This is a genomic window from Mariniphaga sp., assembly GCF_041687215.1.
GTDB lineage: Bacteria > Bacteroidota > Bacteroidia > Bacteroidales > Prolixibacteraceae > Mariniphaga.
The window spans coordinates 71,498-92,710 of the sequence record NZ_JAWLCI010000010.1 but is presented as its reverse complement, the minus strand read 5'-3'; the positions used below and the strand labels follow the sequence as shown (position 1 = coordinate 92,710).

The 21,213-nt window shown below is 39.9% G+C and carries 17 protein-coding genes and 2 tRNA genes; 5 read left to right on the top strand and 14 right to left on the bottom strand.

From position 1 onward, the window contains the following. Position 1 precedes the first annotated feature (1 nt). Together ACESMA_RS06185 and ACESMA_RS06180 are read right to left on the bottom strand one after the other, a co-directional pair. Positions 2–688, bottom strand: a complete 687-nt coding sequence (locus ACESMA_RS06185; protein ID WP_372947907.1) for a TrmH family RNA methyltransferase — start codon at positions 686–688, stop codon at positions 2–4. An 80-nt stretch (positions 689–768) separates the two neighbouring features. After that, positions 769–1,041 carry an HU family DNA-binding protein gene (locus ACESMA_RS06180; RefSeq protein ID WP_372947906.1) on the bottom strand — a complete coding sequence of 91 codons (273 nt, stop codon included), beginning with the start codon at positions 1,039–1,041 and terminating at the stop codon, positions 769–771. Positions 1,042–1,311: 270 nt separating this feature from the next. On the opposite strand from ACESMA_RS06180, the gene ACESMA_RS06175 reads away from it, so the two are divergent. Both ACESMA_RS06175 and ACESMA_RS06170 read left to right on the top strand, forming a co-directional pair. Then, positions 1,312–1,396: transfer RNA gene (locus ACESMA_RS06175), tRNA-Ser, on the top strand. A gap of 163 nt (positions 1,397–1,559) precedes the next feature. Beyond that, positions 1,560–1,632: transfer RNA gene (locus ACESMA_RS06170), tRNA-Trp, on the top strand. Between the two features lie 67 nt (positions 1,633–1,699). Here ACESMA_RS06170 and ACESMA_RS06165 read toward each other — a convergent pair. From ACESMA_RS06165 to ACESMA_RS06140, 6 genes are all read right to left on the bottom strand, one after another. Continuing rightward, entirely contained in the window at positions 1,700–2,614 is a 915-nt protein-coding gene (locus ACESMA_RS06165; protein ID WP_372947905.1) for a sugar phosphate isomerase/epimerase family protein, read from the bottom strand. A 34-nt stretch (positions 2,615–2,648) separates the two neighbouring features. After that, on the bottom strand, positions 2,649–3,791 hold the full coding sequence (locus tag ACESMA_RS06160; RefSeq protein WP_372947904.1) for a hypothetical protein: 1,143 nt from the start codon (positions 3,789–3,791) through the stop codon (positions 2,649–2,651). Positions 3,792–4,245: 454 nt separating this feature from the next. Next, positions 4,246–5,115: a UTP--glucose-1-phosphate uridylyltransferase GalU gene (gene galU / locus ACESMA_RS06155; protein ID WP_372947903.1), complete on the bottom strand. Its 870-nt coding sequence runs from the start codon at positions 5,113–5,115 to the stop codon at positions 4,246–4,248. Between the two features lie 7 nt (positions 5,116–5,122). Then, positions 5,123–6,121 (bottom strand): mevalonate kinase, encoded by a 999-nt coding sequence (locus ACESMA_RS06150; protein WP_372947902.1) that lies wholly within the window; start codon positions 6,119–6,121, stop codon positions 5,123–5,125. A 19-nt stretch (positions 6,122–6,140) separates the two neighbouring features. Next, positions 6,141–8,045, bottom strand: a complete 1,905-nt coding sequence (locus ACESMA_RS06145; protein ID WP_372947901.1) for an AMP-dependent synthetase/ligase — start codon at positions 8,043–8,045, stop codon at positions 6,141–6,143. A 161-nt stretch (positions 8,046–8,206) separates the two neighbouring features. Next, entirely contained in the window at positions 8,207–9,253 is a 1,047-nt protein-coding gene (locus tag ACESMA_RS06140) for an aldose epimerase family protein (protein WP_372947900.1), read from the bottom strand. A 177-nt stretch (positions 9,254–9,430) separates the two neighbouring features. Here ACESMA_RS06140 and ACESMA_RS06135 point away from each other — a divergent pair, with 177 nt between their 5' ends. The 3 genes from ACESMA_RS06135 (at position 9,431) to ACESMA_RS06125 (ending at position 13,457) form a co-directional block, all read left to right on the top strand. Next, the gene (locus tag ACESMA_RS06135) at positions 9,431–10,432 is read left to right on the top strand and encodes a GntR family transcriptional regulator (RefSeq protein WP_372947899.1); all 1,002 of its coding nucleotides are present in this window, start codon (positions 9,431–9,433) and stop codon (positions 10,430–10,432) included. A 171-nt stretch (positions 10,433–10,603) separates the two neighbouring features. Continuing rightward, on the top strand, positions 10,604–11,893 hold the full coding sequence (locus ACESMA_RS06130) for a galactokinase (protein WP_372947898.1): 1,290 nt from the start codon (positions 10,604–10,606) through the stop codon (positions 11,891–11,893). Positions 11,894–12,029: 136 nt separating this feature from the next. After that, positions 12,030–13,457: an MFS transporter gene (locus ACESMA_RS06125; protein WP_372947897.1), complete on the top strand. Its 1,428-nt coding sequence runs from the start codon at positions 12,030–12,032 to the stop codon at positions 13,455–13,457. 93 nt (positions 13,458–13,550) lie between these two features. Here ACESMA_RS06125 and ACESMA_RS06120 read toward each other — a convergent pair whose 3' ends face one another. From ACESMA_RS06120 to ACESMA_RS06095, 6 genes are all read right to left on the bottom strand, one after another. Beyond that, positions 13,551–14,561 (bottom strand): NAD-dependent epimerase, encoded by a 1,011-nt coding sequence (locus ACESMA_RS06120; protein ID WP_372947896.1) that lies wholly within the window; start codon positions 14,559–14,561, stop codon positions 13,551–13,553. A 7-nt stretch (positions 14,562–14,568) separates the two neighbouring features. After that, a complete protein-coding gene (cysN, locus tag ACESMA_RS06115; protein WP_372947895.1) occupies positions 14,569–16,494 on the bottom strand; it encodes a sulfate adenylyltransferase subunit CysN in 1,926 nt (641 codons plus the stop codon). A gap of 128 nt (positions 16,495–16,622) precedes the next feature. Beyond that, positions 16,623–16,994: a four helix bundle protein gene (locus ACESMA_RS06110; protein WP_372947894.1), complete on the bottom strand. Its 372-nt coding sequence runs from the start codon at positions 16,992–16,994 to the stop codon at positions 16,623–16,625. A gap of 136 nt (positions 16,995–17,130) precedes the next feature. Beyond that, the gene (gene cysD, locus ACESMA_RS06105) at positions 17,131–18,039 is read right to left on the bottom strand and encodes a sulfate adenylyltransferase subunit CysD (RefSeq protein WP_372947893.1); all 909 of its coding nucleotides are present in this window, start codon (positions 18,037–18,039) and stop codon (positions 17,131–17,133) included. 182 nt (positions 18,040–18,221) lie between these two features. Further along, a complete protein-coding gene (locus ACESMA_RS06100) occupies positions 18,222–19,196 on the bottom strand; it encodes an L-threonylcarbamoyladenylate synthase (protein ID WP_372947892.1) in 975 nt (324 codons plus the stop codon). Positions 19,197–19,243: 47 nt separating this feature from the next. Next, the gene (locus ACESMA_RS06095; RefSeq protein ID WP_372947891.1) at positions 19,244–21,190 is read right to left on the bottom strand and encodes a DUF4914 family protein; all 1,947 of its coding nucleotides are present in this window, start codon (positions 21,188–21,190) and stop codon (positions 19,244–19,246) included. Positions 21,191–21,213: the final 23 nt, after the last annotated feature.

The following is a 21,213-nucleotide window of genomic DNA, read 5'->3' as shown; positions in this document are numbered from 1 at the left end:
ATTATTTTTCTTTAATTCCTCGTTGCTTCCAAAAATTTTTTTCAAGTAAGTTGCTTCGTTTTATGGTAGCACGCAGCCAGGCTAATTTTATTTCGTTTCTTTCGTTTTTACTCAATTTCCAGTTAATTTCAGGATGATTGCGTATTTTTTGCGACAACTGATATAAAACTATGGCAGCCGAAACCGAAATATTAAAACTTTCAGTAAATCCATACATGGGAATTTTCAAATACTCGTCAGCTTCATTTAAAATTGTTTCAGAAATTCCAGGTAATTCTGAACCGAAAACAATTGCTGCTTTTCCGAGTGTAAAATCAAATTCGGGTAAAAGCTGGTCGTTTATGTGTGGAGAAGTTGCCACTATTCGGTAACCCATTCTTTTTAATTCTTTTATAGCTTCCAGGCTGTTTTGTTCTTTTTGGTTGTATTTGTGCAAACTCAGCCATTTCGATGCTCCCATGGCTACTTCCCGATCAATAGTAAATTCATTTCTGTTTTCAATAATATGTATATGCTGAATACCAAAGCAATCGCATGTACGCAAAACTGCACTGGCATTTTGAGGCTGAAAAATGTCTTCCAATACTAATGTAATATAAGAAGTTCTTTGTTCCAGTACTTTTTCAAATAAATTCAATCTTTCCTCAGTAACGAATTCTGATAAATGTTTAATTAATTCTTCTTCCATTGAACAATGAATAAACTACAATAATAAAAAAAGGGAAGCAAATGCTCCCCTTCAATTTTTTCCGTATCCACCTTTTTTGATTAGGATACTGCATCAGCCAAATCGGCACCTGCTTTAAATTTCACCACTTTTTTTGCAGGGATTTTAATTTCTTTCCCTGTTTGTGGATTTCTACCGGTGCGGGCACCACGTTCACTAACTGAAAAAGTTCCAAAAGAGATAAGTGCTACTCTGTCTCCACCCTTAAGGGCATCAGTTGTTGCGCTAATAAAAGCGTCAAGAGCTTTTTTTGCATCAGCTTTCGTCAGGCCTGCTCCAGCGGCCATTGCATCAATTAATTGTGCTTTGTTCATAAGTTAAAAAATTTAAATGAAAAACTAAATTATTGTAAATAAGCAAATTATAATAATTATTTCTTGTTTTTTCCATTGACTTTTGAAATTACCTATTCCGGGAAAGCCAGTAAAATCAATAGTTTCAGAGAACCTTTTTAAAATTGTAGCTAAATTCAGAAATAAGTTTCAAAAAAACAACCTTAAACCCCCTTTTTTTTCAGCATTTCCAAATTTTTTTAACGAATAGGTTTTTCAAGATTAAAAAATTATTCTACTTTTGTCGCGCCCGGAGAGATGGCAGAGTGGTCGATTGCGGCGGTCTTGAAAACCGTTGAACTGAGAGGTTCCGGGGGTTCGAATCCCTCTCTCTCCGCAAAAAATCCATCAGTTTACTGATGGATTTTTTTTTGCTAAAACCTGTTGATAACTTTTCAGGGTTTATAGGTAATTTGGAATGAATTGCTATATTTGCAGTCGCAAAATTAATAGGGTGTAGCTCTCCCGGTAACTTTCGGGAGGTAGGGCACCAAAAAAATACGGGTGTAGCTCAGTTGGTAGAGCACTGGTCTCCAAAACCAGGTGTCGGGAGTTCGAGTCTCTCCTCCCGTGCTATAAAAAGGCTGTCTCGCAGAGACAGCCTTTTTTGTGCGTGAAGGTTAGGTAAAAATCATTAAGATCAAACGTAACTAATAATCTTGTCCATTCGTTCCGAAATGTCCTTCAGGCGGTTTCTGTCGCCGCCGCTAACTTCGGCAATTATCCAGCCTCCTGTGTAGTTGATTTCCCGAACTGACCGCATAACAACCGGCCAGTTGCTGTCGCCTTCCAAGAGGTTCACCTGAAACCCTTTTCTTAACCCTTCGTCATTCATCACTTTACGGCTAAATTCCTTTATATGAATTTTCATTATTCTGGAATTCAGTGTTTTAATCCAGTGTTCGGGCCAGCCGTAGCGTAAAATGTTACCCACATCGAAATACCAACCCACCAGCGGATGGTTGATTTCATCTACAAAACGCCTGGCTTCAACCGGACTTATCAGAAAATTATTCCAGACGTTTTCCAAAGCAATCTGAATCCCGGTTTTTTCGGCAAATGGAATGAGTTCGCGTATGGAATTCATGGCCGTAACATAAGCTTGCTCGTAAGGCACTATTTCGTTTACCACTCCCGGAACAACAAGAACGGTATCGGCGCCAAAATCTTTGGCTTCCTGCAACGATTGGGCAACTGAGTTGATGCATTGCTTTCTTATCTCCAGATCGGGGTCGGAGAGGGGTTTTTGCCAGTGGTCTTTGTTCACTACGCTGGGAATTTCAATTCCTGCTAGTTCGCTGGCTTTCAGAACTTCTGACTTGTCAAGATCGGTGGGGACGTTCAGTTCCACACCATCAAACCCCAAATCTTTTACCAGTTTGAATTTATCAGTCAGTGATAAATCTTCGCCGATCATACCAAATCCCAGCCCTTTTTTCAGGGTTAATTTTTGTGGCGCCTGGCTGAGCGAAAAAGCTGACGATACTAACGGATTGGCAACTGCCGAAACTCCGGCAATGAGAACTGTTGATTGAATGAAATTTTTCCGGTTCATTTTATCAGGCTTAAAATTTTTTAAATATACTTTTTTAATACCTGTAAACTGCATTTATTTTCGAAGATGAGTCGGGTAAATCCTTCTTTTCTTCGAGGAAAACTTTTCCACCCTGTTCAAAAACTTTTACAGCAGCAAAGTTTAGAAGCGGGATTCCAGTTGAGTTTGTTTTGTTTTCTGTAGTCAACAACCCCGTTTCAAAGTTGTATTGGCCTGTAATATCGCCGTTTTTTTCTATAAACAAGGTATCTACTTTTCCCAGTTGTGTCGCTGTTAATATTTCATTAAGATCGGTAGATGTTTTCCCTGATTTACTCAATTCCTGAAACAGTGCCTTTTTATCCTGGCGCTTCCGGTTGAAATGAGATTTTAGCAGAGCCCAGGTTCTTTCGTGCAATTCCATGGCATCCATGTCTGCAGGATTGCCGGAAACATGCCGGGGATAAAGATTCTTATAGGAATTAGCTTCTTTGTAAATCGGAAAATAATAGTCGAGGCAGGCTAAAACAAAGGGAGGAGTTTGATCGTCATGCAAAAATTTCATTAAGCCTTTGTCAATAGCACGAAAGTACTGCAGCAGTTCTGTTTTTGCTTTTTCGTCGCTTTTGGCGTGGCCGTGAAACGATCCTTCGCCTTGCTGCGTTCTGAATTGCAGGCTTTTTTGTTCAAAATCGTATCCAACTACATCTTCCAGACGTGAAGGAACCAGGTCGTCCACTTCAATTTTCGTAATGCTGTGGCGTGTTCCTTCGTAAAACTTTACAGCATCTGTTTTCAGGGAAAGCAGAAAAAAACGGCCATCTCCGTTAAACAATGGTATTAATGGTTTCAGATAAATTTGGTTTGATACAATATTTAATTCCTCAAAATGAACGGGGACTGTATATTTTTTAAAATCATTCACTGTGGAGAAAACAGCCAGACCGTCAGACAGATGACGCCAGAATTCACCATCATGTATCAGGTTGATTATTGGAGCGGCAATTTGATTTATTTCATTTTTATGAATTCCCCTTTTTTCCAGTTTTTTCTTCACTTCTTTTAACTGATTTTTCAATTTCAGAGCATCTTCTCCGTTGAGAGTTTCTTTTCCGGCACGGTGAGTTGGAATAAAAATAGAAACTGCAGGTGAATTTTGCATTTGGGTTAATTCCAGTAATTCTTTTTTGGTAATCATAATGGTGTGTATTTTGAATTATTAATGAATTTTTTAACGTTAGCAATACGAAAAACGCAGCCATCTAAAAATTTTAACGTGTCAGGATTTTATTTGTTCTGAATTTTTGGAAAGAAGAAGTAATGTTTTAGGATTTTTAAGAAATCGGAAAAAAATTCATCCACACAAGTGATAAAAATCGTCATTACTCATTTAATTGGTCCCGGTGGTTAACGGGGCAACTCATAAAAGTGTAAAAATTTATCCCTTTTCAGTAATAATTATCTATTTTTTAATTGCAGTTGATATGGATAGTTGTATCCTCTAATACTGATGATTTTGCATTAACCCTAAATTGTGATGACTGTTAACTTTTTTAAAATAAATATGTTATCGGTTTTTGATAAGTCCTTGGCGGGGTATATTTAAAAATTCTATTTTTCCCCGAAATACTCAAATTGATTTTTCCCCGATATTACAAATCAGCAGCAAACTTTTTCAACCACTCACGCAAAGGTTTGCCTACTTCCTCGTGTTCCAGTCCGTAAATGATATTGGTTTTCAGGAAGTCGAGCTTATTGCCGATATCGTAACGTGTACCTTTGAATTTTAGTCCATACATGGCATATTTTTTAACCATATCGCGCATGGCATCAGTAAGCTGTATTTCGTTGTTTTTGCCCGGTTGGGTTTTTTCCAGGTAATCGAAAATTTCAGGAGTAAAAATATACCGGCTTGCAATGGCCAGGTTTGAGGGCGCTTCTTCCTGTGAAGGTTTTTCGATAAAATCTTCAGCAATCAGCACATTTTTTTCCAGGTTTTTACCTTTAATTACGCCATATTTATGTACATTCTCCATGGGAACTTCTTCGAGCGCCACCACAGAACTTTTGTATCGTTCATATACATTAATAAGTTGTTTGGTTATAGGTTCACCTTTACCGGCAATGAGCGTATCGCCCAGCAAAACTGCAAATGGCTCCTGGCCAACATGATCACGGGCATAACGGATGGCATCACCCAATCCGTTCATTTCTTTTTGCCAGATAAAATGGATATTGGCCAGATTCGATATTTTTTTGATTTGCTCCAACAAATCAAACTGTTTTTTTGCTAACAGGGACTCTTCCAGTTGCAGGCTGCGATCGAAATGTTCTTCGATGGCGCGTTTCCCTTTTCCGATAATCATCAGGATATCGGTTATTCCGCTTGCCACGGCTTCCTCCACTACATACTGAATAACAGGTGTGTCCACAATCGGGATCATCTCTTTAGGTTGCGATTTGGTGATGGGTAAGAATCGGGTTCCCCACCCGGCGGCAGGGATTACTGCTTTTTTAATCATTTCAAAATCAATTTACTATATTGGGTTTTATCACTTCTATCTCTTTTTTTGCCAGGGTTTTAACCAGTTTATTGTACATATCTTCATCTTCGTAAGTACCAATAATTGCACCGCCTGAACCGGTAAATTTTGCAGATGCGCCCACTGAGCGGGCTAATTCCACCATTTCAATATTGCCTTTTGTAATGGCAATCAGGCTGCGGCGCAAATCGAAATTGGCATTTATCAATTCGTGCATGGTTTTACAATCTTTTATTTTTAGCGCTTCGCGAAAATTTTCGGTAAAACCAGCCCATTTTTCCATGGCATCCAGAACCTTTTGTTCGCCAATGTTAAACCTTGCCCGCAGATTATTGTGTAACACTTCGGTACCTTCAGAAAGGTTTTTCCGGAACGCGATATACATGTTTGGAAAGAGTGAAGCATCGAGCACTTCGTAATTTCCAAAGCCCTGTTTTTTCATCGTTTCCTTGTTAAAATCCATGTAAACCGGCTGACCGTAAGCCTGCGCTACACGGTCCTGCAGGCCGGCAGCAATGCCAAGTTCTTTGTCTTCAACACTTAAAACCAGGTTGGCCAGAATGGGTTTGGGAATGGCTACTCCGTAAAACGAAATCAATGCTTTCATGCAAGCTGTGATGATGGCGCTGCTGCCCGCCAGTCCGAGCCGTAATGGAATGTTGGAGTCGTAACGGATGGTGAAATTTCGGTTGTCGAGCTGAATATGACATTCCTGGCAATAATCGTAAAAAACTTTGATGGTTGCTTTTAGCAATCTGATTCCACCGTAATACCCTGAACTGTTTACATTTTCAACCATTTCTTTGATGCTGTTGAAACTGGTTTTGTCGAGCCGTTGTGGCTGAATGTCGAGTTCTGGAGTGTGGTAAAGCTGCACCTTCGCCTGAAAATTTGAAAAAAGAAAGGCAATGGTTTTTCCGAAATACCCGTCTGACGGATTTCCGATAACCGCTGCCCGTGGGTAACAAAAGGTTTCAATAATCATTTTTCCGGGGTTTTTAATATTATGAATTCCATTTTTTAATTGCCGCCAGGTTCACATCGTTTATAACATTTCTGGCAAGCGGAGTATATAAAAATTCGAGCTCTTTACTAAAATATTCGCAGATTTTTCCACGAACCATTTTCATGGTGGTGTTAACCAATTCGTTTTCCTGGCTAAACGCCTCGGGCAAAACTACAAAAGTTGCCGGTAACCAGCGTTCAGGAAACATATCTTCATATTGGCCACCTTTTTTGTAATCTTGTATTTCATTTAAAAGAATTTGCAACGATTCGTTGTTGCCCTCTTCGCTTCCCGGTTTTATATTTCGTTTATTCAGTTCACGGTTAATGGCATCAATATCAGGAACTATCATGGCCGAAGTGTAGGGATTCTGATTGTTGTACAACATCATTTGCTGAATGTACGGCGATTGTTCTACAATGGCTTCTTCAATTCCTTCCGGACTGTATTTTTCTCCGTCGTTCCCGATAAGAAGACTTTTAAATCTTCCCAAAACATAAAGAAATTCATCTTTATCCATGAATCCCATATCGCCGGTATGCAACCAGCCGTTTTTAATGGTATCGGCAGTGGCAGTGGGATTGTTCCAGTAACCGAGCATCACATTGTCGCCTTTCACCACAATTTCACCTTTTTGCCCGGTTGGCAGTTCATTGCCGTCTTCATCTAATATTTTTACTTCAAGATATTTGGCCAGTTTACCCGACGAACCAAATTTAACAGCATGAATCGCGTTGGAAGAAATTACCGGTGCGGCTTCTGTTAATCCATAACCCTGACAAACCGGCATTCCAATGGCATAAAAAAACTTTTGTAACTCCACATCGAGCAGTGCGCCACCGCCAATGAAAAATTTAAGTTCGCCTCCAAAACCTTCCCGTATTTTTTTAAACAAAATTTTATCGAAAACCCAGAGAAGTGGTTTCAGGAAGAAACGCCATCCTTTTCCACGGTTGTGGCCCATTCCGTTGTGTGCATATCCCACCTTCAAGGCAAACTGAAAAACCTTGTAAAGTGTTTCCCCTTTTTTGCGGATTTGCCCTTCGATATTCTGTCTGAATTTTTTTGAAAAAGCCGGCACACTCATCAGAAGAGTCGGTTTTATTTCTTTTATATTCTGCGGAATATTTTTCAATGTTTCCAGCGGGGTTTTTCCAACTTCTACTGAAGCAATACTTGCACCTTTGTACATAAACGCGTACAAACAGCAGGTGTGGGCAAAAGCATGATCCCACGGAAGAATGGCCAGGGTACGCCAATCGGAATGAAGTTCCATTAAAGTGTTTGACTGCACTACATTTGCTGCGTAATTGAGGTGCGAAAGCATTATTCCCTTTGGATCGGCAGTTGTACCCGACGTGTAGCTGATGTTGGCCAAATCGTTGGGTTGAATATTTTTCCAGACTGATTCTACTTCTTTTTTATGAGTTTTGAGATACTCTTCTCCGAGTGTCATCAGTTCCGGGTAATTCACATCATTTTCTCCCGGATTTTCTTTTCCATCAAGAAATATAACTTTTTTCAGATCTGGCAATGAATCACGAATGGCTTCCACTTTTGAAGCGTGCGGACCCGAAACAAAAATGTACTTGCTTCCGCTGTGCTGAAGTCTGAATATCAGTTCATTTTCGTGAAGCCGGATAGAGAGTGGAACATTTACCCCTCCTGCATAAAGCATTCCCAATTCGCTGATTATCCAGTCATTTCTCCCATCGGAAATCAAGCCGGAACGATCCCCTTTTTCCATGCCTATTGCAATCAGGCCTGCTGCAAGGTTCAGAACTTTTTCCCTTGTTTCTTTATAGGATGTGCCTTCAAATTTTCCTTTTTTCTTTTCCCAGAGGTAAATGTTGTTTGGATAATTGGCAACTGAAGTTTCAAAAAGTTCGATTATGGTCTTCATTCCTTTTGATTTGGTAATTTTTTGTTTTCGATCCAAAAGTAACAAAAAATAGGAATAATCAGTTGTTTTGAAAGGGTTGGTGAAAGAGATTGCGATTGCCTTGAAATATAAGAATCACCAGATAAAATTTCTGTCATCTGGTGATTCTGAAGAGTTTGCTTTTACAGCAAAGAAAACTTGTAAATCGTTTTTTCGGTATATTTTTCACCGGGTTTTAGCAGAGTAGAAGGAAAATGCGGTTGATGCACCGAATCGGGATAATGCTGGGTTTCCAAAGCAACACCTGAATAACTTCCGAATTTCTTTTCTCCGTCAATAACCAGTTCGGGAATCCAATACCCGGTATAAAGTTGCATTCCGGGCTGGGAAGTAAACACGTCAACCTGCCGTCCACTATTCTTTTCCCGCAAAGTTCCGGTATATTTCAATTCTCCGGTTTCGTTGTTCAACACAAAATTGTCATCGTAGCCGGTAGGTAACTGGTTTAAATCTTTCGCAAAGGTTTTAAATTCACTAAAATCAAAAGGAGTATTTTTTGTGTCCTGAATTTTTCCTGTAGGAATTTGTTCCACCAATTCTGTCATTTTTGTTGCCTCAAGTTTTAGCTCGTGGTTCAAAATATTTTCTTTTCCACCGGTGAGATTGAAATAGGTGTGGTTGGTGAGATTTACAACAGTAGTTTGGTCGGTTTCGGCCACATATTCCAAAACCAGTTCATTGGCAGCCGTTAAAGAGCAAATGCATCTTACATGAAGGTTTCCGGGATAATTTTCTTCCAGATGCGGGCTCAGATAGGAGAATTCCACACCAACAACCTTATCGGCCTGGTATGGTTTGGCTTCCCATAATCGCCGGTCGAAACCTATCTTGCCCCCATGCAGGTGATTAGGCCCATTATTTACTGCCAACTCGTAGGTTTTACCTTCAATTTCGAGATGACCATTTGCAATGCGATTTCCGAACCGCCCGATAATTGCACCGAAATATGGATAACTTTCAAGGTATTTTTTGCTCAGGTAATTTTCGAGTTTGTTAAAACCACAAACAATATTTTCCCGTACACCATTTTTGTCGGGCATAGTAATAGTTGTTACAATAACTCCATAGTTGGTTATTTTAACTTCCAGACCATTGTTCCCGGTTAGGGTAAAAAGTTGAACTTCCCGCCCGTCAGGAAGTTTTTCGAATTTTTCTGATTGTACGTTCATTAGTTATTTTTTAATTTATTGTTGCAATTTTTTTTTGAGAAATTATTTTTTGATTTTCAATACTCTTTACAAAAATGCAAAAATTGATTTTGCAAACTGGTAGGTACTGGTGGTGTTATAAAACATGTTTACATTTAAGCTTTTAAATTATTTTTGCTAAAACCTAAATCAAAAACCTTGAAGAGAATTATTAAAATTAATGCCAAATCACCTCAACCCAAATACCGGCAAATAATTGATTCTGTTTGCAATGCCATAGAACACGGAAAACTTAAAAAAGGAGATAAAATTCCATCAATAAATCAGATTTGCACAGAATATGGACTAAGCCGGGATACTGTAATGCAGGCTTTTAGCGAATTAAAATCGAAAGGAATTTTAATCAGTCAGCCAGGCAAAGGGTATTATATTTCAACAACCGAAACCGGCAGGGAAGAAAAAGTTTTTGTTTTATTTGATGAATTGAATGCCTTTAAAGAAGATTTGTACAACTCGCTTGTAAATACTTTGAAAGGAAAAGCAAGTGTCGAATTGTTTTTTCATCATTTTAATTACAAGGTGTTTAAAAGTCTCATTCTGGAAAGTATTGGTCATTTTACTTCATACATTATTATGCCTGCCACATTTGACAATACCAGTCATTTAATTTCAAAACTGCCTGCCGATAAGGTTTTTATTATCGACAGGTTGAAATCTGATCTCAAAGAATACCCGGTAGTATATCAGGATTTTGAAATGGATTTTTACGATGCATTAAATGAAGGCAAACAGTTGTTGAAAAAATACAGAAAACTTGTTTTTGTAAATCCAGGCGGAAAAGAACCTGCTGAGCGGATTAAAGGTTTTGAGCGTTTTTGCAAAGAATCTCAATTTGAATCCCAGGTGGTTAAATCGCTTGATGGGTTACGCCCCGGACTTTACGAAGCCTGGTTTCTGATATCTGATCGGGATTTGGTGAAATTGGTTAAAATGGCCAAAGATTATAAATATAAACTGGGGAAAAAGTTTGGAATAGTTTCATTCAACGATATGATGTTGAAGGAAGTGGTTGCCGGCGGAATTACAACTATTTCAACAGATTTTAATGAAATGGGGAAAACGTTGGGAAATATGCTTTTAAACCGCAAAAACGGGAATGTGCGAAATCCTTCCAGGCTAATTGTTCGAAAAAGTCTTTAAAAGGTTGATGCTATGAAACATTTTAAATTTAAAACTGCAATTCCGTTTTTAAAATATATATTTGCGAAATTACCTACTGGTACCTACCAGTTTAATAACTGTAAGCAATTGAAAATAAACTCAACCTGATAAAATTGAAATATTTACAAAGGAATAACCAAATTAAAAATTATGGCAAAAATTGATAGTTTAATTGAAAAAATTAGCGGTGGAAATAACTTGTTATTTAACGAGTTATACGGAACCGAAGAAAAAGTGTTAAAAGAACAGGCCGGCAGATATACCAACCTGCTTAACGATTTTCGGCAAACTTTTGGGAAAGATGATGTTCTTTTGTTTAGTTCCCCCGGGCGGACAGAAATCGGTGGAAATCATACCGACCATAATTATGGCCGGGTGCTTGCAGGGGCTGTAAACCTCGACAATATTGCTGTGGCAACTGCCAATGGAAGCAACATCATCCGAATTAAATCCTCAGGTTATCCTGAGTTTCAGGTTGATATTTCAAATCTGGCAATTGAAGAATCGAATTTCTATACTTCCAATTCACTGGTAAAAGGTATTTGTGCCAAAATGCAGAAAAACGGATATAAAACTGGTGGTTTTGATGCTTGTATCGATGGCAGGGTACCCAAAGGCTCAGGATTAAGTTCTTCGGCTTCGTTTGAGGTGCTCATTGGCGAAATCATCAATGTATTGTTTAACGATGGAAAAATGACTGCCGTTGAAAATGCCATAATAGGGCAGTGGGCAGAAAACAACTACTTTGGAAAACCATGCGGTTTGATGGATCAAACAGCCTGTTCGGTTGGCGGGTTAATTACCATCGATTTTAAAGACCCAGCCAATCCGGTAGTAAAAGAAATTGATTTTGATTTTGTTTCCACCGGATTTTCGCTGGTTATTACTGATGTTGGCGGCGGACACGACGATGCTGCTTCGCAGGCTGAATATGCTTCGTTACCTACAGAAATGAAATCGGTTGCTGCTGGACTTGGCGCTAAAGTTTTAAGGGAAGTTACGCTCGAACAAATCGTGAAAAAAATTCCTGAGATTCGTAAAAAAACCGGAGATCGCGCAATTCTGCGTGCCTACCATTTTCAGGGCGATAACCAGCGTGTAGTCGATCAGGTTGCTGCACTTGAAAATAATGATTTTCAGGGATTTCTTAAAATGGTTGTCGAGTCGGGTTACAGTTCGTTTATGTACAACCAGAATATTTTTGATGTAGTACATAAAGATGAACAGGTGGTTTCTCTTGCACTGGCACTCAGCGAAATGGTATTGAAAGGCAAAGGCGCCTGGCGTGTTCACGGAGGTGGGTTTGGCGGTACAATTCAGGCTTTTGTTCCTCAGGAAAAACTCGATGAATATGTTGAAACGCTGGAACATGTTTATGGCAAAGGAAGTTGTCATAAGTTATTTATCAGAAATAAAGGGGCAGTGAAACTTGATTTGTAAAAAGTTACTGCTTTCCGACTTTTTTGATAACAATAATTTTATACTTTTACCATGGCCAAAAAAATTCGGAAAGTTCAATTTCAGATAACAACTATAAATAAATAAAAAATTACTTAATCCATTTAAAGTTATTATTATGAATCAAAACAAAAGTTATGTGCTGCCCATCATTATGATGATTTTACTGTTCGGTATGATCTCATTTGTTACCAATTTGGCTGCGCCTATGGGAATTGTACTAAAAAATCAGTTTAATGTTCCCAATTCTCTGGGGATGCTGGGGAATTTTGCAAATTTTATTGCGTATGCGGTAATGGGCATCCCGGGAGGGATTTTACTTCAAAAAGTAGGTTATAAAAAAACTGCACTGATTGCAATTGCAGTTGGATTCGTTGGGGTTGGAATTCAGTATCTGTCCGGACATGCCGAAAGTTTTGGAGTATATTTGTTAGGTGCATTTGTGGCAGGTTTCTCCATGTGTTTGCTGAACATTGTTGTAAACCCGATGCTGAATACGCTTGGCGGAGGCGGCAACAAAGGAAACCAGCTTATTCAGGTTGGTGGTTCATTCAATTCAGTAATGGCTACCTTCACTCCTGTTTTCGTAGGTATTCTGATTGGTGAAGCAACAAAAGCAAATATAACAGATGTTTTCCCTATTCTGTATATTGCATTGGGAGTATTCGCCCTCGTATTTTTTATTCTCTGGGCCACTTCTATTCCTGAACCGCATGCCGATCAGCCAAAAGAACCACTGGGAAGTCTGATGTCTGGTGCGCTGAAATTCCGTCATTTTGTTTTGGGTGCTATTGCAATTTTTGTTTACGTAGGTGTTGAAGTTGGAACACCGGGCATTGCAAACTTATATATGACAACACCCAGCATTGAGAAGTCTCAGGAAATTATTGCCACCTATGCCAGTCAACCATCGGCTGTGAGTGAAGATGCTTACGAAACTGCACAAAGAATTATTGACGGCAGAGACACTCCCGGATTAGGAATTGGTGCCGGAATTGCAGGTGGGGTAGTAGGTTTCTACTGGCTTCTCATGTTAGTTGGCCGTTTGTTTGGTGCAGGTTTCGGGCATAAAATTTCAAGCCGAACTATGCTAAGCACTGCCTCTCTCGTTGGCTTGATTCTCGTTCTGCTAGCCATTTTCTGGCCCGCAAAAACCGAGTTCTCAATGCCTACGTTTAATGTTGTAGGGGGAGCGTTGAAGTTTGGATTGTATTCTGTGCCGATTAAGTTTTTCTTCCTGGCACTGGTTGGGTTGTGTACTTCCATTATGTGGGGTAGTATTTTCAATCTGGCTGTGGAAGGTTTGGGTAAATACCTGGCTGCTGCATCCGGTATTTTTATGGTATTGGTTGCCGGCGGTGGAATCCTTCCTGCTATTCAGGGATGGGTTGCCGATGTTGCCAATTATGAAATGAGTTACTGGGTAATTATTGCAGGATTGGCTTACCTGTTGTTCTATGGCGCCCTGGGAAGTAAAGTCAACAAAAGAGCAGATGATATTCTTTTGGAAGGCAAAACTGTAGTAGGTTCAGCAGAAAAAGCCTAACCAAAGTTTATAAATATTTCAATTCGAAATTATCAAATAGGCTGTCAAAAAAATTGGCAGCCTGTTTTGTTTTCTACCTGCTGAAAAAAAGAATTAAATTTTAAAGTAGGATTTATACCAGTCAACAAATTTTCCTATTCCTTTTTCCAAAGGAGTACCTGGTGCGTAATCGAATTTTTTTTCCAGCTCGCTAACGTCAGCATACGTTTTATACATATCTCCCGGTTGCATAGCGTGAAATTCTTTAACAGCCTCCTTGTCCAGCGCTTTTTCAATGGTTTCAATAAAATCCATCAGTTTCACGGGCGAAGAATTGCCAATGTTGTAAACTGCATAAGGAGGGGTGTTTTCAGTTATTTTATGCAGAACTTTTACAATTCCTTCAACTATGTCATCAATGTATGTGAAGTCGCGATATAAATCACCGTGGTTGAAAATTTTAATTGGTCTTTTTTCCAGAATCGATTTTGTAAAAGAAAAATAGGCCATATCGGGCCGGCCCCATGGTCCGTAAACGGTAAAGAATCGTAGCCCGGTTGTAGGAATGGAATACAGGTGACTGTAAGTATATGCCATCAATTCATTACTTTTTTTGGTGGCTGCATACAAGCTTATTGGATTGTCAACTGAATCGGTTGTGGAAAGCGGCATTTTTTTGCTGTTGCCGTAAACGCTCGATGAGCTGGCATAAACCAAATGTTTTATTTTATTGTGCCGGCAAGCTTCAAGTATATTTAAAAACCCGACAATATTACTTTGAATGTAAGCTTTTGGATTTTCAATACTGTAGCGCACTCCTGCCTGGGCTGCGAGGTTACAAACCGCATCAAATTTTTCGGTTTCAAATAAATTTTTTATAGCTTCATCGTCTTCCAGGTTCGTTCTTAAAAAGGAATAATTGGAATTTGTGCTGCTCAAAGTTTTTTGATTCCAAACTGATGCATCCTGAGAAATTCCACATTGCTTTAACCGTGCAAATTTTAATTCGGGCGAATAATAATCATTAATATTATCAATGCCCACCACAATATTTTCTGATTGTAAAAGCTTTTGAACCAGATGAAATCCAATGAATCCGGCTGCTCCTGTTACCAATATTTTCATCAGTTTGTTATTTTAACGGGAAAATTTTATTTTCTTCCAAATATTTCAATATCTGATCAATATTGAGATCATTTTCTTCCGGATTGAATTTCAACCGTTCATTATCTGGCATTTCGTATTCCATATCAACCCCCGGAAGATTATCTGCTTCTCCCTTTTCTGCCTTTTCGTACAAATCGGGTTTGTTTTTTCGGCAATATTCGAGCGATGCCTCCATAAAAAACAGATGAAATTTGTCCTCTCCAATAATTTCAGCAACCTGGCTTCGTACAGCAATGCTGGGAGAAATGAATGAGCAAATTGCTATTATCCCCTGGTCGTTTAAAATTTTGGCAATATGGGCCACCCGCCGAAGATTTTCTGCCCGGTCGGCAGGTGAAAAATCCAATTCACGATTGAGTCCTGAACGAACTGAACTCCCATCGAGCAGCACAACTGTTGCACCATTGTCGAATAATTTCTTTTCAAGACTGAATGCCAGTTCGTTTTTGCCTGAACCATGCAGGCCTGTAAACCAAATTGTTACACCTTTTTGATTAAGTTTTGCCTGCCTGCTTTCTATGGAAATAAGTGATTTTCCTTTTTTGATCTTTTCTTTATCAATATCGGAAATGCGCGACGGCAGATTTTTGCTTTCCAGTTTGTCGAGAATCATTCCTACGGCCACGGTGTTGTTGGTAACCGGGTGAATGAGCACAAACGAACCGGTGTTTTTATTTTTTTTATAGGGGTCGAAAAACAAAGGTTTGGCTGTTGTGAAAACAGCGCGGCCAATTTCGTTGAGCGTTAGTTTTTGCACTTCCGATTTTTCGAGGGTATTTACATCCACTTTGTGGCGCAGCATGTCGATGCGGGCGCGGGTGGTATTAGTGGTTTGTTTCAGGAAGAACTGGGTGGAAAGATCCATCGGTTCTTCATCCATCCAAACCAGCATAGCTTCAAAGTGACGTTCCATGCGCGGCAGATTGTCGGGATTAACCAGCATTTCTCCTCGCGAAATGTCGATTTCATCTTCCAAAACCAGGGTAACCGATTGCGGCGGAAACGCTTTTTCGAGGTTCCCATCGTAAGTTGGAATTACTTTCACTTTCGATGTTTTTCGTGAAGGAAGCGCCATTACCATGTCGCCAGGTTTTACAATTCCGCTGGCCACTTTCCCTGCAAAACCACGAAAATCGCGGTCGGGTCGCAGCACAAATTGCACCGGAAAACGGAAGTCATCATAGTTTCGGTCGCTGCTAACATGAACTGCTTCCAGAAACTCGAGCATACTTTTTCCATGGTACCAGGGCATTTTGCCTGAAATGTCAACCACATTGTCACCTTTCAGTGCCGAAAGCGGAATAAATTCCACATCGGGAATATCGAGTTGGGTTACAAAATTTTTATAATCGGTGCAAATATCGTCGAAGATTTTCTGGCTGAAATCCACCAAATCCATTTTGTTAACAGCCAGAACAACATGCTTAATTCCCAGCAATGATACCAGAAATGTGTGGCGCCGTGTTTGGGTAATCACCCCTTTTGTGGCATCGATAAGAATAATGGCCAGGTTGGCAGTTGAGCCGCCGGTAATCATGTTTCGGGTGTATTGTTCGTGACCGGGAGTGTCGGCAATTATGAATTTCCGTTTGGCCGTGGAAAAATAGCGGTATGCCACATCAATGGTAATTCCCTGCTCACGCTCGGCTTTTAACCCATCGAGCAGCAGCGCATAGTCAATTTCTTCTCCTGCATGACCCATTCGTTTGCTGTCTTTTTCAAGGGCTGCCAACTGGTCTTCATACAACATTTTACTGTCGAACATCAGGCGTCCGATTAGGGTAGATTTACCGTCGTCAACCGAGCCGGCAGTTAATAGTCTGAGCAAGTCTTTACTCTGGTCCTGATCGAGGAATTCTTTTATGTCGAGATTTTGTGGTGATGTTGTCATGTTGTCGTTGTTTTCGTTGTTGTCATTGTTGTCAGGTTGTCGTTGTTAAGAAAGAACATGATAACCATGATAACTTTGACAACGCGTAGCTGACAACCTCTTGTGATAACTTTGATAACGCGAAGCGGTTAACCTCTTCCCGTTTTCCAATTTTTTTCTACGTAAATAATAAAGTTATATATTTTAATTCCTGCTTTATCCAATTCATTGGCAATATCAGTCCACTCCTGATCAGTTTGAACTTCCGCTAAAAACTCTGCCTGAGATGTTGCTTCCAGGCATGAGGCATGACTGGCTACCAAAAATTTAATAAAATCTGCTTTATAACGTTTTCTTCCATATCCTTCTACAATATTATCCTTTACCGATTGGCTGGACCTTCTGATTTGACTTCCTGTTTCAAATTTATCAGGGTGAGGTAATTTCAAACTCAACCGATAGATTCTAACTGCAAGTTTGAAAGCCAGGTTGTAAATGTCTAAATCTTTGTATCCTTTCATTGTATGAAGATTTTGTTGTCGTTGTTGTCGTTGTTGTCGTTGTTGTCGTTGTTATCAGGTTGTTATTGTTAAGAAAGAACATGATAACCATGATAACTTTGACAATGCGTAGCGGACAACTTCTTCTGACAACCTCCTAAAAATACCCTTCCCGTTTCTTTTGTTCCATACTTGCGTCCTGGTCGAAGTCGATAACGCGGGTAGTGCGTTCCGAAACGGTAACAGTCATCATTTCTTCCACAATTTTTTCGATGGTGTCGGCTTCTGATTCCACAGCGCCGGTAAGCGGATAGCATCCTAACGTGCGAAACCTGACTTTGCGCATTTTAGCTTTTTCGGCCAGTTCTTTTGGCATCCGCTCATCATCTACCATAATTAAATTGCCGTCCATGTCAACAATGGGGCGTTCTTTTGCAAAATAAAGCGGTACAATGGGAATGTTTTCCAAACGAATGTATTGCCAGATGTCCAGCTCAGTCCAGTTGCTCAGTGGAAAAACGCGGATGGATTCTCCTTTGTGAACTCGGGCATTGTAAATACTCCACAATTCAGGTCGCTGGTTTTTCGGGTCCCACTGGTGAAACCGGTCACGGAACGAAAAAATACGTTCTTTGGCCCGCGATTTTTCTTCGTCGCGGCGGGCGCCGCCAAATGCGGCATCAAATTTATATTTCGACAGTCCCTCGAGCAAAGCCTGAGTTTTCATCACATCGGTGTGTACTTTGCTCCCATGAGTAAACGGGCCTACTCCGCTTTCGAAGCCCTGTTTGTTGTAATGCACAATTAAATCCCAGCCTTTTTCTTTGGCATAGCGATCGCGAAATTCCACCATTTCCCGGAATTTCCACTTTGAATCGATATGCATGAGCGGAAACGGAACTTTCCCCGGGTAAAAAGCTTTTTCGGCCAGGCGAACCATTACCGACGAGTCTTTTCCAATGGAGTAAAGCATTACCGGATTTTCAAACTCGGCGGCCACTTCACGAATAATATGAATGGCTTCGGCCTCCAGTTCCCGCAGGTTTGTTAAACTGTATTCCTTCATCAAATTGTAATTAAACTTCTATTTTAGGTGACAGCGAATGTTTTTCCAATTCACTATTCGGTTGCATTTGTTCCGGATTTTCTCCGGTTTTTGCGAATGGGCAAATATAATACAATTCATACAAGTTTTTAACAAAGCAGTATTTGTCACAAATAGAGAGTGTTAGACAATATTCCGTTTTGTTAGTCAACAATTTCAGCCAGATTTTCTTTTTTAGCGGCTGCTTTTCTTAATCTGTCCATAATTGCAATTCCAATTCCGGTTTCCGGTACCGGTTCAGCAATAATCAGCTCCACTCCCGATTCTTCAAGTTTATGGAGCGCCTCGTAGAGTTTTGTTGCAGCTTCTTTTAAATTTTTTGTGGGGGATAAGTTTTCTGTAACCAACTGGTTATTTTTTTCTTTATTTGCACCAAAAGTTAAAAATCCAATTTTTTTGTTTGATAAATTAACCTTTTCTTCACCCAAAATGTATAAAGGTACTTTTGGACTGTAATGAGATTTTAAAAGACCGGGAGATTGCAGACCTCTTTCTTGTATGAAAAATTTATTATCAGTATATCGAATTACAGCAGAGAGATCCTGTTTTGAAATTACTCCCGGTCTTAATAATGTAAACCCTTCTCTGTTAAGTGAAATTACTGTTGATTCAATACCTACTTCGGTATTTCCATCATCAATAATAAAGTCAATATTTTTAAGTTGTTTCAGTACATGTTTGGCATTTGTTGGGCTGAGTCTGCCGAATTTGTTTGCACTTGGCGCAGCAATTGGCGTTCCTGCTTGCTGAATGAGTTGCAATGCAGCCCGGTGATTTGGCATTCTTACGGCCACAGTTGGCAGATTAGCAGTTACCAAATCAGGAACATTTTCATTTTTTTCTGTAACAATGGTTAGTGGTCCGGGCCAAAATTTCTCTGCCAGTTTTAGAATATTTTCATCTACTTTTTTAACCAGCAACTCAAGCTGTTTTATTTCACTTATGTGTACAATAAGCGGGTCAAAAAATGGCCTTTCTTTAATCCTGAAAATTTTCTCAATAGCTTTGGTATTAAAAACACCGGCACCCAAACCATAAACTGTTTCAGTGGGAAATGCAACAATTCCACCATCCTTAATGATTTGAGCTGCTTTTAATATGTTTTTTTCAAAAGTCATTGTACAAAATGCTTCATTAGTGAAAGCTCTACCAGGTTAATTTGGTTTCACTCCTGGTAAACTGTGCTTTGTTCGTAATCTTCAATTTGGTTGAACGAATATTGGTAGCTCATCGGAACAATTTCGTTATAGTCTTCAACCGTTGCGCTGGATAAGCAGGCATCGATTATTTTTTTCCCGGTTTTATATAAATCGTCTTTCCAAAATTTTTGAAGCTCTTTTTTAAAGAATTCCTGCAGAATTTCAGCCCCCGCATCATACCCTTCGGTACCCACTTCCAACTGGTTGTAAACTTTCAGGAAACGGGTTGGAATTTTTGAACTTTCTATGGTGAGGTAGTTCAGCTCATACCCGAGCAGACTGCTTCTTGCCGGCTGGTACTGGTCGTTTCTGAGTTTTGCCACACCACGGCGGGTCAAGTATTCACGCATAAGAAGTTGTGGTTTGAAGCCCACTTTCCAAACACCTATATTTTGGTTCGGCACAAGTGTAAATGTAGTTCGCGGAGTTTTAATAATCTGATCGAGCAACATGTTGGCATGGATTACACGTTTTCCGGTGGCAAACGGCCAGTAGGAACCGACACCTTCGCTTTCCATAGCACCTGTTCCAACAATACTGGGATTATTGTGGCCACGTGGCGATACAAGTCGCCATAACCAGGCCAGGGCAGGTGGTAAAATATGGAATAAACCTACGATTCCGTAAGATGGATTTTCTTTGCTGCAAACCGGAGTTCTCAATCCAAAACTGCGAATATCAACTGAAACAGGTTGATTGACAATATTTTTAACATTATTTCTGGGTAAAATAACTCGTGGATTCGGACAAGGTTTTCCAGGTTCGTCCTGAATGTGATCCCAAATCAGCGCTGTAGAGCGGGGTACTGTGTCAATATTCAGAAAAAGTAATGGCTTTTCCGGGTTAATGGTTGCCTGTTCAAGGTGGGGGTCGTCGCCATATTCTTTTACGCTGTCAACTCTTACAAACCACGCATTTTCCGCATCGAGAATACGAAGCTTTCCGTTGTTTTTCTGAATGGAAGGATGACATAAAGCCATATCGTCGGCCACCGATTTAAACGAACAAAACCTTGGAATGACAATGAAACGTTCTTCGCCGGTAACCTGGTTTCTGCCTATTAACACCCTGCCGTCGGGCTCGCGGATAATATGCTGGTGCATCTCACTTTTTCCACCACCGCTTGCGCCTTCGTGCATAAAGGTTGTTACATTGTCGTAAGGACTGATTGATTGCACCGCCGAGCAGTGTGCAGTAACCCATCCCTCTTTTTCGCCCTGGGTTAACAACACGCCGTAAAGTCCCTTTTTTGCACTTGGCCCCGGGTAAAGGTTATATGAATAAAGTTCATGAACTTTTTCCGTCCGGTTATGCACCACTACCTGTTTTCCGTTAAAATGGGTATGCCTGAAAACCGGTGCCACAAAAATTACCGATTTAATTTCTGTATTTTTTTCAAGTTCAGCAGGGGGCACAATTTGCTGAAGCATAGAAAGACCCATGGCAAAAAATGCAGCATTGGCAGGGGCAATGGCAATACCGGTGGAACCTATTCCTTCTCTTCCGGCAAAGTAAATGAAACATGCTAAATCCTGTTTTTTTAACCAACCGTATGTTTCTTCCTGAAGCGCAGGAAATTCAAAGCCATATTTTTCGCTGAATTTCTTTTTGTCGGTAGCCAAATTATCGGCAATCGACATGGTGCCCGGATCTCTTCTTCGCATATAGGGTTCGGTATAATTGGCCGAAATCCCGTTTTTTACGCGGTGCACAATTACTTCGGTGTATTCACCTTTGCCTGGCACATCGTATTTAACACTGAATTCGTCGTTTTCTATACCGTTTGTGGAAGCTTCGGCCAGCTCTTCCGTTGTATTAAAAACTGTCAAACTTTTGCAGTTATTCAATACATCAGAAACATTGTCCGGAAGTTGGATATTTTTTTCTTTTAGGATTTTAATTAAACTGTTCATAACCATTTTCTTTCTTTTCCATT

What these genes read in the sequence shown, in the direction of transcription:
- ACESMA_RS06100 (WP_372947892.1), bottom strand. Translation starts at nt 19,196, where the DNA reads ATGACTTTTGAAAAAAACATATTAAAAGCAGCTCAAATCATTAAGGAT.
- cysN (WP_372947895.1), bottom strand. Translation starts at nt 16,494, where the DNA reads ATGACAACATCACCACAAAATCTCGACATAAAAGAATTCCTCGATCAG.
- ACESMA_RS06110 (WP_372947894.1), bottom strand. Translation starts at nt 16,994, where the DNA reads ATGAAAGGATACAAAGATTTAGACATTTACAACCTGGCTTTCAAACTT.
- ACESMA_RS06130 (WP_372947898.1), top strand. Translation starts at nt 10,604, where the DNA reads ATGGCAAAAATTGATAGTTTAATTGAAAAAATTAGCGGTGGAAATAAC.
- ACESMA_RS06095 (WP_372947891.1), bottom strand. Translation starts at nt 21,190, where the DNA reads ATGAACAGTTTAATTAAAATCCTAAAAGAAAAAAATATCCAACTTCCG.
- ACESMA_RS06145 (WP_372947901.1), bottom strand. Translation starts at nt 8,045, where the DNA reads ATGAAGACCATAATCGAACTTTTTGAAACTTCAGTTGCCAATTATCCA.
- cysD (WP_372947893.1), bottom strand. Translation starts at nt 18,039, where the DNA reads ATGAAGGAATACAGTTTAACAAACCTGCGGGAACTGGAGGCCGAAGCC.
- ACESMA_RS06140 (WP_372947900.1), bottom strand. Translation starts at nt 9,253, where the DNA reads ATGAACGTACAATCAGAAAAATTCGAAAAACTTCCTGACGGGCGGGAA.
- ACESMA_RS06160 (WP_372947904.1), bottom strand. Translation starts at nt 3,791, where the DNA reads ATGATTACCAAAAAAGAATTACTGGAATTAACCCAAATGCAAAATTCA.
- ACESMA_RS06185 (WP_372947907.1), bottom strand. Translation starts at nt 688, where the DNA reads ATGGAAGAAGAATTAATTAAACATTTATCAGAATTCGTTACTGAGGAA.
- ACESMA_RS06150 (WP_372947902.1), bottom strand. Translation starts at nt 6,121, where the DNA reads ATGATTATTGAAACCTTTTGTTACCCACGGGCAGCGGTTATCGGAAAT.
- ACESMA_RS06120 (WP_372947896.1), bottom strand. Translation starts at nt 14,561, where the DNA reads ATGAAAATATTGGTAACAGGAGCAGCCGGATTCATTGGATTTCATCTG.
- ACESMA_RS06180 (WP_372947906.1), bottom strand. Translation starts at nt 1,041, where the DNA reads ATGAACAAAGCACAATTAATTGATGCAATGGCCGCTGGAGCAGGCCTG.
- ACESMA_RS06165 (WP_372947905.1), bottom strand. Translation starts at nt 2,614, where the DNA reads ATGAACCGGAAAAATTTCATTCAATCAACAGTTCTCATTGCCGGAGTT.
- ACESMA_RS06125 (WP_372947897.1), top strand. Translation starts at nt 12,030, where the DNA reads ATGAATCAAAACAAAAGTTATGTGCTGCCCATCATTATGATGATTTTA.
- galU (WP_372947903.1), bottom strand. Translation starts at nt 5,115, where the DNA reads ATGATTAAAAAAGCAGTAATCCCTGCCGCCGGGTGGGGAACCCGATTC.